Raw genomic sequence first — 14,901 nt, 5'->3', positions numbered from 1 at the left:
GAATGGCGCTTTGGGGATTTTCCTCAAAGCATTGCGAGATACCGCCAATGTATATGGTTCTGCCGTCACATTGCTATGAACGGTATTTTCTGGTTTGGCCAGGAATTGCCGGGCTTGATGTATCTGTTGATACTCTATGAATGTCTCTACTTAGGGCTTGCTGAATAAAGTTTGATGGTTGGGGTAGGAGCTAGGAATTAATTCCTAGGTCATGCTCCGCTATCTATTATTAATACTATCATTTATCAATTCCATTAATACCATATCTGCAAGTTCTCCATTAGGCATCGGCCATGATTTATACATAACTTCTCTAACTAGAAAACCGAGATTCTTAAACACATTAATTGACCTGTTGTTTGATAATAAAGCTACTGCTCCGATTCTTTGAATATATAATTCCTCAAAAGCATAAATAATTAGTCGTTTTAATGCTAGACTTCCGTATCCTTTATTTGTATATTTTTTATCTAGAATTGCTATACCAATTTCTGCAGTCAACAAATCCCTATTTAAGCCTTTTAATACTACATACCCAATAGGAAAACTTTCTACGCCTAGATAAATTCCAAATGGTATAGGCTGACTTTGGCGAGAATAAGGGAAAGCGTAACTTGAAATTGCCTCTATAAATTCTTCTGTTTCATTAGGTTGAAAGAATGTATTCCAACCTAATAAATCTATTAAACTTTCGTCTTGAGCCAGCTTGATTAAGTGCTTGACATGATTATCTGGCATAGAAGCCAAAAAAAACTTTGATCCTGCTGCTTTATGTTCTTGATCTAATAATATTCTTTCATCCATAACAGTATTTTTAATTTAATTAAACCATCAAATGACATCAACTCAATCTGCTGATGAAAGTAAAAAATAGAGTTGCTAAACAGTTATAAATAATTAGGGTTTGCTGAAAAAGTATTTCTCAGGAGATGGGGAGATAGGGTGATATCAAATCCGCTGGCTTTCGACAATAAGGTTACCATCAGAAAAGAGCGAAAATTCCGAGTTTGTAGAGGGTACGGTTCCCGATAAATTGGAGACCAAACCCCTACGGTTCGTGAATTATACCGATACTACCGGATTTGATATGATGGGGTGATGGGGAGTAATTTTGTTCCCCAAATCTTCCCCAAAATACGCTCCTTGAGGAAGCATATCTACCCAAAAATTTACACTTTTACGGTTCCCGATAAATCAGAACCTAGAAAGGGTAAAAACTTTATAGCGCTGTGCTGCTGTGCAACAGGCAAAAGGCAACAGGGGTTGTTAGCGGTTTGCGCAGCATTCCGTAAGGAAAGCTTCCCCTAGGTAGGGTGGGATGGCGTTAGCGAAGCGGATCCGTAGGACTGGATATCCTTTCCCTCCGGGACACTACGTGTTACATGTCGCGAAGCGATACGCCATATCCAATCAACCAAGAGAGGCAATAGGGAGAATGAATTGCCAATAATATAAGACTTTTAGCTATTGGACACCTCCTACAATTTGTAAGGCGTTAAGTGCGCACATTGCTATATATCTCAAATTGTTCAGATTTATTCAGTAAGCCCTAATTAGGGAGAAGTCAGGAGTCAGAAGAGAGAAAGAAGGTACTAAAAGGAGAAATTTTTTTATTACCAAGTGGACACTATATTAATTAGCATGAAATGAGATCAGCAAAACTTCTTCAACAAAGTAATAAACTGAGTTTCTGAGCAATGAATTGAGGTATTGTTCCATCTTCGGATGAGACAATAATTCTTCCAAAGTAATCTCGTGTGATTCAGATAACTGCTCTGTTTCCTTATCCTTATTAAAGCAGTTAACTGTTGCCTCATTTTTGATGTAATGCTCTAATGCTGCATAGTCATCAGCTTTGATTGGCTCTTCATAGAATATCTTATGGACTTGATACTCAATTCCACATTCTTCCAAACTTTCTATGACATCTTCAGCAGAGGTAAATCCTTCGCCTTTTCCATCTTTAAAAATTTGCAGGTATTGCTCGTAGAAATCAACGTAGAAAGATTTACGAGTAGCCAAAGCAATAAATCCAACTCCTGTATCCTTGAGTAAACTAGCACACTTTTTCAAGACACCCGCTAAATCCTGTCGTGGAACCATATAAAAACCATGCATTGACCACAATAAGTCGTAAGCATTAGTTTCCAGATTAGCCGATTGAATTGTACTAATATACTGGTTTCCTTGCTGTAAGGGAAGATGAATTTTCTGACTAGCTTGAGCAATTGAAGTCTCAGAAGGATCTAAAAAATCATAGAGAATATTACCAATTTTTTCATCAAGTTGGATGTAGTAATTAAAAGCTTTCAACCAGCGCCCTGTACCACAGGCAACATCTAGTAATCTCAGAGATGAATTTTCGCTCTGATGATACTTTGATAAGAAAGTACCCGCCCAGTCGAAACGCTGCGCCAACTGCCAATAATCAATTACTGGCTCCTTGTCTTCTGGATGTCTTTGTTCAACAGTAACACTCGGAACTGGCAAGACAAAAACCCCAATTGGTTCATTGATAAATGCTTTCCCACTGTCCTCAATCTCAGCTAACCTCCAAAATGCTTGGAGAATCTTGGCAAATTTTGCTTCCTGAAGTTGGCGCAAATCGCATTCCATACAAAAAGACATAATTTTTACACCATTTTCCAAACCTTGGAGACATTCAGTGACATCCAGGCGAGCATCAACATTGTGATATTCATGGGGATGGGATTGAGTATCAAGTAAATTTCTCATGTCCTGTGCTGTGAACATCTCGTTTTGGTTACCTTTTGCTTCCAGCATAAACTCGCTCTGGATTTGAGGTATACCTGTAGCTGTTTGGTGGACAATTACCACCTTTCCCCCTGCCTTCGTTTGCTTTAAAGCACTCTGGATTGCTTGGTAAGGCTCATCAAAGTAATATAAAACATGAGTTAACAGAACTAAATCGTATTTCTGTTCGCTGTCAAATTTACCTGGTTGAAAATAGTCATCACGAACGGAAACTTCTACATTTTTGCCGAAAGATTCTTTTTCGAGTCGTTCTAGAAAGCGATCGCGATGGATAGGATTCGGTTCTAGTGCTACATATTTTAAACTATTCCATCGTGGATTAAGTTTGGGAACAAGACTCTGTATAATTTCGATATCAATATCACCTTCACCACTCCCAATACTGAGTACCGAAAAGGTATCCTATTGGTGGGAAAGTGAATAGTCCGCTCCTAGTAATACTGTTACATTATTACGAAACCAATCAATAGCAGAAACTGTCATCGTGGAAGTTGCCTTGCGTAACTCATAACTCTCAGCGTAAAACCGATCGTTGAGTGGTGGGGCAAAAAAATTCTGACTTTGTAGCGATTGACGCTCATTGTCAGAAGATTTAAACTTTTCTGGAGATTTGTATTGAATTTTCATTTAAAAAAAATAAGGTAAGGATTTACACTTAAAGACAGTATAGCTATAATTACCTAAAATTGGTTTTTCTAACCAGTCTAGTAGTCCAGTAGTGGACTATTTCATTTGTAAATGGTGCATTAGATTAGATTGAATTTAAAAGTCAAAAGTCATGCATTAAGAATTTTGAAGTTATATCATGTCCGGATAATCAGCGATAGAACTCCGTTCCGCGCTCCGCGAGCAAAAAACTTCCTCTTCTTCCCCTCCACCGGAGGGGTTAGGGGTGGGTTTATTCCTTCCTTATTTATCACTATTCAACGGGACATGATATTACAGCGCTTTTCAAATGAATGAACCACATCGTCATAACCAAAATCCTGTAGGGGCGATTCGCGATCTGAGCAGCATTCCGCAGGAAATCCCCCCTACCGTGGTTTACCGAAATGAAAACCGCTGTATTATCTATAAATTATCAATTCTTCTTCCCTGTTCTCTGTTCCCTGTTCCCTGTTCCCTGTTCCCTGTTCCCTGTTCTCTGTTCTCTGTTCCCTGTTCCCTGTTCCCTGTTCCCTGTTCCCTGATATAAAATCTCCATTAAAAAAACAGTGGGACAGACTATTGCCTACCCCACTGTTTTCTATGATTAATAAATTAGTATCTTCTTTGACTAGGCTTATGTACAATGAAGCTCAATACTTGACACTGCTTCACGTTATCAAAACCCATAACGCGAATAAAGCAATCAGAATTTTCTTGACGACAAGCATCAATTTCTACTAAAACTTCATCAACAGTTCTCGCTTGGAACAAAGGTAACTTCCACAATGTCCAGTAGTGCATTTCTGCAGCAGAAGACTCACTAAATTCTACACCAGCAATAAAACCTTGATCCAAAATGTATTGTAGTTGTTTACGAATCTGGATATCAGTCAGAGGAGGTAAATAGGAAAGGGTCTCGTAACGACGCTCTTTTGGTAATGTTCTCATTGTTTTTTATTGTTTAATCAATGTACAACTTTTCCAAAGCTTTGACTAGCTATTAGCTATTAGCATTCAGCTATCAGCTTTTCTAACCAAAAAGACTTTGGAAATTAACCCCCGGAGCTACCCGTAGGGAAAAATGTATGGGAAATTTTCGTAGCTAATCAGTTTGTTCCTCAGAATCTAGACTAGGGTCAGCTATTTCTAGTTGCGTTATTTTCTCTAGATACCCACGGCGATGTTCCATATTAGCTTGTTGAATACCAATACGAACCATTTCTGGTAAATAATCAGCTACTTCCTCTGCCAAATGTTCTCGAACAGTCATTACTCTAAATGCTAATTCTTTATTTTCCTGAAGTAGCTCTTGTAAGTAAGCTTCTCCATTTTGAATTTTGCCTGTTGAGGAAAAACTATTTAACCAAATTGCTAAGGGAGGATTTGTCTCTCGTAGCTGATTTATTACAGTTCGCACAGCTTGGTAAGTTAGGTAGCTAGTTAGTACTTTTGCAGTATCTTTCGCAACTTTTTTTATATCCATTTTTGACAAAAAAAATGAACAAAGTAACCTTCAGTATTTCCAAAGTTTTACTTCAGTAGAAGATACTGATAAATAATAACTAAAATAACCCTAGTCTGAATCTATGGTTAGACTTTAGATTTTAGATTTAAGGATTGATTAATTAGCTGTCAGCTAACCTCCTGGGTCAGAACTACATTAATAGCTATTAGCAATCAGCGTGGATAGTCCACATAAAAAAGACACACTCTAACTGAGATTTAAATCCATTTATAAAAAGCTGAAAGCTAAACCCTGAAAGCTGAACGCTTTTCAAATCCTCAGCAGTCAAGTTTGACATAAATCTATCTATATTCTTGCCACCTAAAATCTAAAATCTTCCATTTTTCAGATAGATCAAACGGTATCAATAGCCTCGAACTCGAACTTGATTTCCTTCCAGAGTTCACAAGCAACAGCCAAATCAGGAGACCACTTACAAGCTTCACGAATTACATCGCCACCTTCACGGAACAAGTTGCGACCTTCGTTACGAGCTTGGATACAAGCTTCTAGAGCTACACGGTTAGCTGTTGCACCAGGAGCGTTACCCCAAGGGTGGCCTAATGTACCACCACCGAATTGTAAGCAAGAATCATCACCGAAGATTTCTACTAGAGCTGGCATGTGCCAAACGTGAATACCACCAGAAGCAACTGGCATTACACCAGGCATGGAAGCCCAATCTTGAGTAAAGTAAATACCACGTTCCCGGTCTTGCTCAACGTGGTCTTCTCTCATTAGGTCTACAAAGCCCATAGTGATACCTTTTTCACCTTCGAGCTTACCAACTACAGTACCAGAGTGGAGGTGGTCTCCACCGGACATCCTTAAGCACTTAGCTAAAACCCGGAAGTGAATACCGTGGATTTTCTGACGGTCAATTACAGCGTGCATTGCGCGGTGGATGTGTAATAACACACCGTTACGACGACACCACTTGGCCAAAGTTGTATTTGCAGTAAAACCACCTGTTAGGTAGTCGTGCATAATGATGGGAGTGCCAATTTCTTTAGCAAACTCAGCACGCTCCATCATTTGTTCAACAGTAGGAGCAGTTACGTTGAGGTAGTGGCCTTTAATTTCACCAGTTTCTGCTTGGGCCTTTTCAATAGCTTCTTGTACGAATAAGAAGCGATCGCGCCAACGCATGAAAGGCTGAGAGTTAATATTTTCGTCGTCTTTAGTGAAGTCCAAACCACCGCGTAAGCATTCATATACTGCTCTACCGTAGTTCTTAGCAGATAGACCCAATTTAGGCTTAATAGTACAACCTAATAGAGGACGACCATACTTGTTTAATTTGTCACGCTCAACAGTAATACCATGAGGAGGACCTTCAAAAGTCTTGAGATAAGCTACTGGAATCCGCATATCTTCCAGACGTAGTGCCCGTAATGCTTTGAAACCAAATACGTTACCTACAATGGAGGTCAACATATTAGTTACAGAACCCTCTTCAAACAAATCTAGAGGATAGGCCACATAGCAAATGTATTGATTATCTTCACCAGGAACAGATTCAATATCATAACAACGACCTTTGTAGCGATCGAGGTCAGTCAATAAGTCAGTCCATACTGTTGTCCAAGTACCAGTAGAAGACTCAGCAGCTACCGCAGCACCTGCTTCTTCTGGAGGAACTCCAGGCTGAGGAGTCATCCGGAAGGCAGCCAGAACATCTGTATCTTTTGGTATGTAATCAGGTGTGTAATAAGTCAGTTTATAGTCTTTTACTCCTGCCTGATACCCAGACTTAGACTGAGTTTGTGTTTTAGCGTAACTCATATCTTAAAATTTCCTAAGAATCTCTATTACTTTTCTGCATATTTCACAGACTGTTTTAGATAATATCAAGAATTGGAACTTTTCTACTTAAAATATTTTTTATACTTTAATAACTTTTATTAATCTTTTTGTTACATTTGTTGATTTTATAGTAGTAATAGTTGATAAAAAATCAAGTGTATATTTACTTATTGACAAAAAAACATAGATATGTAAAACAAAACTATCTTCTAAAAAGAGGATTAAATATTCAGTAAACTACAGGGGGATCATAAAAAAAAATTATACAGTTAGGAAAAATTTAGGGTCTGATGATTAACTAATATCACTGATTATAGTTTGATTTTTTGTAGTTCAGTATGGCTAAAAATTAAGGTAAATAGTTATTTTTCCTCCGGAAAAATAACCAATTAATACAGCAAAAAATCGGTAAACTAATTTTTCATAGTGGCTAATTATTTAGTAAGCATTCTGCATCGTCAGGATCAGCTTTTAGTTATTACAAGTTAATAACTAGATTCGTACTTAATAGGCATTTCCAATAATAAAAAATCAAATCAATTATTCTAGAGAAATTATCAATTATTTTCCATTATTTCTTACTTCCTCTTTTCTCAAGATAAATTTGATATAGTATATATTAATAAATTAATAAATCGCCATTCAACCAGTTGAAATATATTATGTGGATTTTTCTAGATATTGATGGGGTATTAGTGCCGGAAAAGAAATTCGAGCAACCAGTCTTGCCAAAAGACATGATTAAATTCGATCCAATTTGTCTAAATGAATTTGAAAATGTCCTCCGTCGTTATCCTACCGCCAAAATAGTTATCTCTTCATCCTGGCGAGAGATGTATTCTCTAGATCAAATTGCTAGTCTATTTTCACCAGATATTGGCGTGCGTGTTGTGGGAGTAACTCCGTGTTTACACCCAAAAGTTATTGAAAATAATAAACATATTCGACATCAAGGAGTCTTGGAATACTTCAGACAAAAAAATGAAGAAAATAAAGAGTGGGTTGCTATTGATGATATTGCTGAGTTTTATGAGCCAGATAGTCCAGTTGTGGTTACTGATGCTTATTATGGTTTTAATCACAATTCTGCCCAAATACTTGATCGCTATCTTGCTTCATTCAAGGGAGTAGGGAATAGGGAGTAGGCACTAAGAAGTACGGGAAAATAATTGATGATTTTTTATCATAACTTAGGGAGTAGGCACTAGGAAGTACGGGAAAATAATTGATGATTTTTTATCATAAATTAGGGAGTAGGGAATAGGGAGTAGAGGAAAAATAATTGATGATTTTGTGGGATAATTGATTTGATTTTTTATCGTAAATTAGGGAGTAAAGAGTAGGGAAAAATAATTGATGATTTTTGTGGGATAATTAATTTGATTTTTTTATGGCTGGAGATGTCTAATAGTTGAAGATGCAAACTAACGAAAAACTTACCTTTCCGAAAATGGGTTGTGGTACATGGGCATGGGGAAACCGTCTCCTTTGGGGATATGATGAAAGCATGGATAACGATTTGCAAAATGTTTTTAACCTCTGTGTTGGTAATGGCGTGACTTTGTTTGATACGGGTGACTCCTACGGAACTGGCAAATTAAACGGACGTAGTGAAATGTTGTTGGGGCAATTTTCTCAAGCATACAGGGGAGTCAACCAAAATAATATTTGTATTGCCACAAAACTTGCTGCCTATCCCTGGAGATGGAGTCGTCGAGCAATGATTTCAGCTTGTGCCGCATCTGCTGAACGTCTGGGTAAAAATGTTGATTTGGTACAGATGCACTGGTCTACTGCTAATTATTTTCCCTGGCAAGAATGGGAGTTATTGGATGGTTTGGGAGACTTATATGAACAGGGAAAAGTGAAGGGAATAGGGTTATCAAATTTCGGACCGAAACGACTGAAAAAAGTCTATGAAAGATTTAGCGATCGCGGTATTCCAATTACTACTTTACAGGTTCAATATTCTTTATTATCGACTTATCCAGTTACAGAATTAGGATTAAAAGAAGTTTGTGATGAATTAGGAATTAAATTAATTGCATATAGTCCTTTAGCATTAGGAATTTTAACTGGAAAATATTCGGAAACAGGTGATTTGCCAAAAGGGATTCGAGGTTTTTTATTTAAACAAATTTTACCAGGTATTCGCCCATTATTATTATGTTTAGAAGCAGTGGCAAAATCTAGAAATAAAACTATGTCGCAAGTAGCAATTAATTGGTGTATTTGTAAAGGTACAATTCCGATTCCGGGAGCAAAAAATAAAGCTCAAGCAGAACAAAATATTGGTGCATTGGGTTGGGAATTAGACTCTGGTGAAGTTGCGGAATTAGATCAAGCTGCTGGGAGTACAGATAAGAAAATGGTGCAAAATATTTTTCAGACTAAATAGTTTTTTTAGGCAAAAAAATGAATAATGATCAAGATTATTTAGGGGTATTTCTTTCACCTATTCAAAAGTGAAATAACTACCTTCCTCAATTTGGAAATAGTAAACATGAAACAGGAATTACTCTGAAAGAATTTACTATTTTATATAGTTCAGACCCTTTTTATTCCTGGATAAGTTTAGATAATGAATTGATGTACGCAGCCCACAAAGCTGCGGGTGGTATGACATCTATTTACCAAAAAAAGAGGTATAGGTTGTGAACGACTTTTTCGAGAAATTATTCAAGATACTACTAATTATTCCGACCCATCATTTGCTGAATGGTATTATACAACTAAAACCAGATCAGGAAGGACTAAAAAGTTATCATTATATGGGAGATTAGAACTTTCAGAAATTAGAAATAAATCTGTTTTTGATGCTGTAAATAATTGGATTACAGATTATTGTAATCAACTTGGTAATATTGAAAAGCCACAAAAAGGAGTAGTCTTTGAAGTTAGACAAGGACATAAAAGCAAAGATAGTAAGCGTAAAAATGCCGATATTGATAATGCAACTGTAGCTTGGGCTTATAGTTATCTTCCCATTTTTGCGATTTTTTCCTCACAGATTGATACGGATGTTATTTGTCGTTATCGAAATAATCGGTGTGGTATTCTTATTGGCATAAATGATGGTGACTGTTTATCTTCTCTATATAGATTTTCTGAAGAAATTTTAGGCTATAATTTAGCTGATTTTTTTCAGCGTAATACAGAATTTATTAAGTAAGAAATAAACCAAGTTTTAGAGAATTTATTAAGTGCTAAATAAATTATTAATAACTGATACAGTAGATTCCAAGTATATGAAGTATAAATATTAATAATTAAATGTTTACATTGCCGACATCTTGCCCGCGTGGGTGTACCTAAAGCCTGGTATAATTATCTTTAATTACAGCAATTTTATAGGGGCGTCAGGTACAAAGTTTTTTTCTTTGTTAAACACTTCTAGTCTATTAGTAATTCTGGTAACACAAGCTTCTAGCCTGTAACAAGCAGGATGCTTGTGTTACAGATAACTCTCACCTCACCATCCTTATACATTGCTGTAATAACTAATAACTGATAACTGATAACTGATAACTGAAATGACTGCTATCATCAATAAAAAACCTGAATATACATTTCAATATAATAATAAACTTGGTCGTCATGGTTGGCTCAGATTAACACCTGCTTATTCAGTCAAACTTGTGAAAAAATTGCTAGATAATATAGAAAAACCTTTATTTATTCTAGACCCTTTTTCGGGAACAGCCACAACAGGATTGGTAGCAGCAGAACATAAGTTATCAGCACATTTATTTGATATAAATCCTTTTCTAATTTGGCTAGGTAATGCTAAATGCCGAAACTATACCAATGATGAAATAGCAGCTATTTATGATAAAATTTCCAGAATTAATGACAAATTAAAACTATTCTTAGGACAAGATAATTGGATATCAAATATCTATAATATCGAGCCTTGGTGGAGTAGAAATACATTACATATTTTGGCAGCTTTGCGTGCTGTTATTATTGAGGATTTTGGAGAACCTGAAATTAACAATGCTAATTCTATAGTTTGGATTGCATTCTGTCGTTTAATCATAGAAACATCATCAGCATCATTCAATCATGTCTCAATCTCATTTAATGATAAATTAACTGCTTTTGAAGTAGGTCAAATTATTGATATTTTTCAAGATATCTGTGGAGAAATATTAGAAAGTTCCCGTCAGTTAATATCAGGTAAAGCAAAAGTTATTTACGGAGATTCTCGTTATCTTAAGTCATCAGCAAATGTTCTTTATAGTCATGTAATTACTTCTCCACCTTACCCTAATCGCATTAGTTATATTAGAGAATTAAGACCTTATATGTACTGGACTGGTTTCCTAAAAACAGCAAATCAAGCAGGAGAATTAGATTGGCAAGCGATAGGAGGAACTTGGGGTATTGCGACAAGTCGTCTTGGAGATTGGAAACCAAAAACAAATAGTATTCCAGTAACTATACTGGAAACAGTAGAATTAATTCGTCAATCAAATAGGAAAAACTCGAATTTAATGGCAAATTATGTTCACAAATATTTTGATGATATGAGTTTACATTTTGACAATCTAAAACATTTGTTGTTAGATGGTGCAGAGTGATCTTATATTGTTGGTAATTCTACATTTTATGGAATTTCAGTTAATACGGAAAAGTTTCTTGAGCAATTGATGAAAAATTTAGGTTATACAAATATCAAGAGTTATATTTTCAGGAAAAGAAATAGTAAGAAAGAATTATTTCAATATTGTATTAATGCTAAAATTAATAATGTATGATAGATTAATATAAGTATCAAAAATTATAAAAATGAGTCTTGTTATATCCAACGAAATATTAGAAAAAATTGAAATGTCTGAAAACCAACTAAAAGTAGAAATAGCAGTTATGTTATTTCAACAGGAACGTTTTACCCTTGCACAAGCTGCCAGATTTGCTCAAATGAACCAATTAGCATTTCAAAAATTACTTGCAAGTCGTCATATTCCTTTGCATTACGGTATGGAAGAATTGATGGAAGATTTCTATAATTTAAACGTTCTATAAAGAGTTATAATGATAGTAGTTAGTGACACATCACCTATTAGTAATTTAGCTACCGTTGGAAAACTAGATTTACTCCAACAAATATATGGTGATGTAATTATACCAGAAACTGTTTATCAAGAAATAATTAATGCTGGTGCTACAGAACCTGCTACCTTGGCGATACAAAACTTGAAGTGGATTAAGAAAGGTTCAGTTAATAATTTAACCTTAGTTATGAGTCTACAAGAAAAACTCGATCCAGGAGAAGCTGAAGCAATTATTTTAGCATTAGAATTAAAGGCTGATTTATTAATAGTTGACGAGCGCAAAGGTAGAAAAGAAGCTACTAAAATGGGACTCCAAATAACAGGAACATTAGGAGTCTTATTAAAGGCTAAAAAATTAGGGTTAATTTCATTAATTAAACCTATATTAGATGATTTAATTAATAGTGGTTTCTGGGTAAGCTCCGAAATTTATCAACAAGTTTTAGCTCTTGTGGAAGAATAAAGCTATTATAAATATCCATTAAAATTAAGTAAATTTAGCAAATAGTTATAGTAATCGCCAGCACAATAGTTAGCGAACAAGGGCAAATAACAATTCCTGAATAAATTGGGGATTACCTTAAATTGAATGGAGGAACTAAGATAGAATTTGTTATTGATGAAAAGGAACAAGTTAAAATAATTACTCTGAAATTTTCTGTCGAATACTTATCAGGTATTCTATATCATCCTGGAATTGAGAAAGCAACTATTGAGGATATGGAAAATGCAATCCAGGAGGCAGTTCATGATTGCAGTTGATACCAATATTCTAGTTCGCTATCTGACTAGAGATGATGAACTACAGTGGCAAAAAGCACTAGAAATTATTAGAAAAAAATCAGTCATGTTTTGTGTCTAATATTGTCTTGTGTGAATTAGTTTGGGTTTGGAAAAGTAAAGCATATAAATTTAGTAAAGACCAAATTATTAAGACTTTGGAAATGATTTTGCAGAGTACAGTTTTTGAGTTGGAAAATCCTTCTGTTGTCTATCAAGCTATTGAGCAGACAAAACAGGGAAGTGCAGATTTTTCTGATTATTTAATAGGAGCTATCCCTCGCCAAGTAGGTTGTTTAGAAACTGTGACATTCGACAAAAAATTCATAGGAGAATTAGGGTTTAACTATCTTGAATAAAAGGCGATCGCTTTTAGAGAAAGCACTATATCTTGATTCTCAAGCTAATATTAATAAGTCAGTTAATGAGTATGATTTAGTAGCGATGATTTGTGAATAAAAATGTAGGGGTTTGGTTTCCAAACCCTATTTTGGGGTTTGGAGACCAAACCCCTACTATCCAATATTACAACCCATATAAATTTCTAATACTTAATCCTTTAAAGTCGATCGCATGGTCGGGAACATAATCACATCTCGAATACTTTGAGTATTTGTCAGCAACATCACCAAACGATCAACCCCAATACCCATCCCACCACAGTTAGGCATCCCCAATGATAGCGCCTGAATAAAGTCTTCATCCATTGGGTGGGCTTCATCATCCCCTGCTTCTCTTTGAGCGATCTGTGCCTCAAAACGTTGGCGTTGATCTTGGGGATCGTTTAACTCCGAGAAACCATTAGAATATTCGGTTCCGTGAATAAATAATTCAAATCTTTCCACAAAACCGGGTTTACTATGATGTCTTTTTGCTAACGGACTAACTTCCACCGGAAAATCAATTATAAAAGTAGGTTGAATTAAAGTTGACTCTACTTTTTGGTCAAAAACGGCATATAAAAGATAACCTAAACTTTGAGTTTCTAACTTAGATAATTTTAAGTTTAATTGTTCTGCTGCTTCAATAGCTTCTGGTAATTCTAAATTATCAAAATCTAGTCCAGTTTCATCCTTAACAGCTTCCACCATTGTTTTAACTTGCCAATGTTTACCAGTGAAATTAGGATACTTTTCACTATAGTCATATTCCCGTTCCAAACTAATAGTTTGCCCTTGATATTCTATCTCTTTTAAATCACCTAAAACATTAGCAGCACTATAACAAATAACATCTTCAACCAAACCTAAAATTTGAAAATAATCTGCATAAGCTTGATAAACTTCTAAAGATGTAAATTCAGGATTATGGGTACTATCAATTCCTTCATTTCTAAAGACTCTTCCTAATTCAAATACCCGTTCAAAACCTCCACATACTGCTCTTTTCAAAAATAATTCTGTAGCAATTCGTAAATATAAATCCACATCCAAAGCATTATGATGAGTCACAAAAGGTCGAGCCGCAGCACCACCATAAATTGCCTGTAAAGTTGGTGTTTCTATTTCATAAAAACCAGCATCCCAAAGATAACTACGAATACTTTGGAGAATCTTACTCCGCATTCTAAAACGTTGTAAAGATTCAGTATTTCCCGCCAAATCCATTTCCCGATGACGGCGACAAATTTCTGGATCATTTACCCCATAATAAGAGTCAGGAAAAGGAATAATAGCTTTGGAGAGAACATCAAGTTTATTTACCTGAATAGATAACTCACCTCGATTAGTCCGACAACCTATTCCTTCCGCACTAATAAAGTCTCCGACATCTAATAATTTTTGAATTTGTTTAAAACTTAAACCAGGGTCTCCCGTAACTAATTTTTTTTCAATTTTGAGTTGAATTTTTCCCGTTTCATCTGTTAGATTGATAAAGCCAATACTACCACTATCTCGCTTAGAAGTAATCCGACCGCATACTTTTAATAATTTGGCATCGGGGTCTGCTTCTCCTGCTTCTAACTCCTTTGCGGGAGGAGAAAATAGGTCGATAACTTGTTTAGTAGTATGCGATCGCTCTATAGCTTTACTAGGATAGGGGTCTATTCCTAGATTGCGTAATTCATCGACCTTTTTTGAACGAACTTCTAATTCATTCCTGGTTTGAGTTTTAGCCATTGGTGATTTGATTTAATAGATGGTTAACAAATTAAAAATAATATCATATTTTTGCTTTTATTGCTGTTCTTGAAGAATCCCCTCTTTGAAAGGGGGGATAGTTTTCAAAGTCGTCCTTTTGGAAAGGGCGGGGGAGCCAACAAAAAGTCCCCCTTTCAAAGGAGGATTTAGGGGGATTATAACCGAGTAACTCAGATTAAGATAATTTCAA

The 14,901-nt window shown here is 35.7% G+C and carries 14 protein-coding genes; 7 read left to right on the top strand and 7 right to left on the bottom strand.

What is annotated here, in order from left to right; all coding sequences use genetic code 11:
- Positions 1–219 precede the first annotated feature (219 nt).
- From VKJ25_RS05355 to VKJ25_RS05330, 6 genes are all read right to left on the bottom strand, one after another.
- Positions 220–804, bottom strand: coding sequence for a GNAT family N-acetyltransferase (locus tag VKJ25_RS05355; RefSeq protein ID WP_324235591.1), 585 nt, complete (start codon positions 802–804; stop codon positions 220–222).
- An 828-nt stretch (positions 805–1,632) separates the two neighbouring features.
- The gene (locus VKJ25_RS05350; protein WP_324235592.1) at positions 1,633–3,156 is read right to left on the bottom strand and encodes a class I SAM-dependent methyltransferase; all 1,524 of its coding nucleotides are present in this window, start codon (positions 3,154–3,156) and stop codon (positions 1,633–1,635) included.
- 21 nt (positions 3,157–3,177) lie between these two features.
- Positions 3,178–3,402, bottom strand: coding sequence for a hypothetical protein (locus VKJ25_RS05345; RefSeq protein WP_324235590.1), 225 nt, complete (start codon positions 3,400–3,402; stop codon positions 3,178–3,180).
- Positions 3,403–4,035: 633 nt separating this feature from the next.
- Complete coding sequence (locus VKJ25_RS05340) at positions 4,036–4,371, bottom strand: ribulose bisphosphate carboxylase small subunit (RefSeq protein ID WP_324235589.1); 336 nt, start codon at positions 4,369–4,371, stop codon at positions 4,036–4,038.
- Between the two features lie 154 nt (positions 4,372–4,525).
- Positions 4,526–4,906: a RuBisCO chaperone RbcX gene (rcbX, locus tag VKJ25_RS05335; RefSeq protein WP_324235588.1), complete on the bottom strand. Its 381-nt coding sequence runs from the start codon at positions 4,904–4,906 to the stop codon at positions 4,526–4,528.
- 375 nt (positions 4,907–5,281) lie between these two features.
- Positions 5,282–6,712, bottom strand: coding sequence for a form I ribulose bisphosphate carboxylase large subunit (locus VKJ25_RS05330; protein ID WP_324235587.1), 1,431 nt, complete (start codon positions 6,710–6,712; stop codon positions 5,282–5,284).
- 683 nt (positions 6,713–7,395) lie between these two features.
- Here VKJ25_RS05330 and VKJ25_RS05325 point away from each other — a divergent pair.
- The 7 genes from VKJ25_RS05325 to VKJ25_RS05295 all read left to right on the top strand — a co-directional run bounded on the left by VKJ25_RS05325 (position 7,396) and on the right by VKJ25_RS05295 (position 12,929).
- On the top strand, positions 7,396–7,878 hold the full coding sequence (locus VKJ25_RS05325) for an HAD domain-containing protein (protein ID WP_324235586.1): 483 nt from the start codon (positions 7,396–7,398) through the stop codon (positions 7,876–7,878).
- 272 nt (positions 7,879–8,150) lie between these two features.
- Positions 8,151–9,131, top strand: a complete 981-nt coding sequence (locus tag VKJ25_RS05320; protein ID WP_324235585.1) for an aldo/keto reductase — start codon at positions 8,151–8,153, stop codon at positions 9,129–9,131.
- Positions 9,132–10,266: 1,135 nt separating this feature from the next.
- On the top strand, positions 10,267–11,316 hold the full coding sequence (locus VKJ25_RS05315; RefSeq protein WP_324235584.1) for a DNA methyltransferase: 1,050 nt from the start codon (positions 10,267–10,269) through the stop codon (positions 11,314–11,316).
- A gap of 208 nt (positions 11,317–11,524) precedes the next feature.
- On the top strand, positions 11,525–11,761 hold the full coding sequence (locus VKJ25_RS05310) for a UPF0175 family protein (protein WP_324235583.1): 237 nt from the start codon (positions 11,525–11,527) through the stop codon (positions 11,759–11,761).
- Positions 11,762–11,770: 9 nt separating this feature from the next.
- Positions 11,771–12,253, top strand: coding sequence for a PIN domain-containing protein (locus VKJ25_RS05305; RefSeq protein ID WP_324235582.1), 483 nt, complete (start codon positions 11,771–11,773; stop codon positions 12,251–12,253).
- Between the two features lie 122 nt (positions 12,254–12,375).
- On the top strand, positions 12,376–12,552 hold the full coding sequence (locus tag VKJ25_RS05300) for a hypothetical protein (protein ID WP_324235581.1): 177 nt from the start codon (positions 12,376–12,378) through the stop codon (positions 12,550–12,552).
- Positions 12,553–12,644: 92 nt separating this feature from the next.
- Positions 12,645–12,929, top strand: coding sequence for a type II toxin-antitoxin system VapC family toxin (locus tag VKJ25_RS05295; RefSeq protein WP_324235580.1), 285 nt, complete (start codon positions 12,645–12,647; stop codon positions 12,927–12,929).
- Positions 12,930–13,121: 192 nt separating this feature from the next.
- Here the strand turns inward: VKJ25_RS05295 and lysS are convergent, their stop codons facing one another.
- Entirely contained in the window at positions 13,122–14,690 is a 1,569-nt protein-coding gene (lysS, locus tag VKJ25_RS05290; RefSeq protein ID WP_324235579.1) for a lysine--tRNA ligase, read from the bottom strand.
- Positions 14,691–14,901: the final 211 nt, after the last annotated feature.

The sequence above is a fragment of the Okeania sp. genome, assembly GCF_035285525.1.
GTDB lineage: Bacteria > Cyanobacteriota > Cyanobacteriia > Cyanobacteriales > Microcoleaceae > Trichodesmium.
The sequence above is the reverse complement of the archived record's forward strand: the minus strand, read 5'-3'. Positions and strand labels throughout refer to the sequence as shown.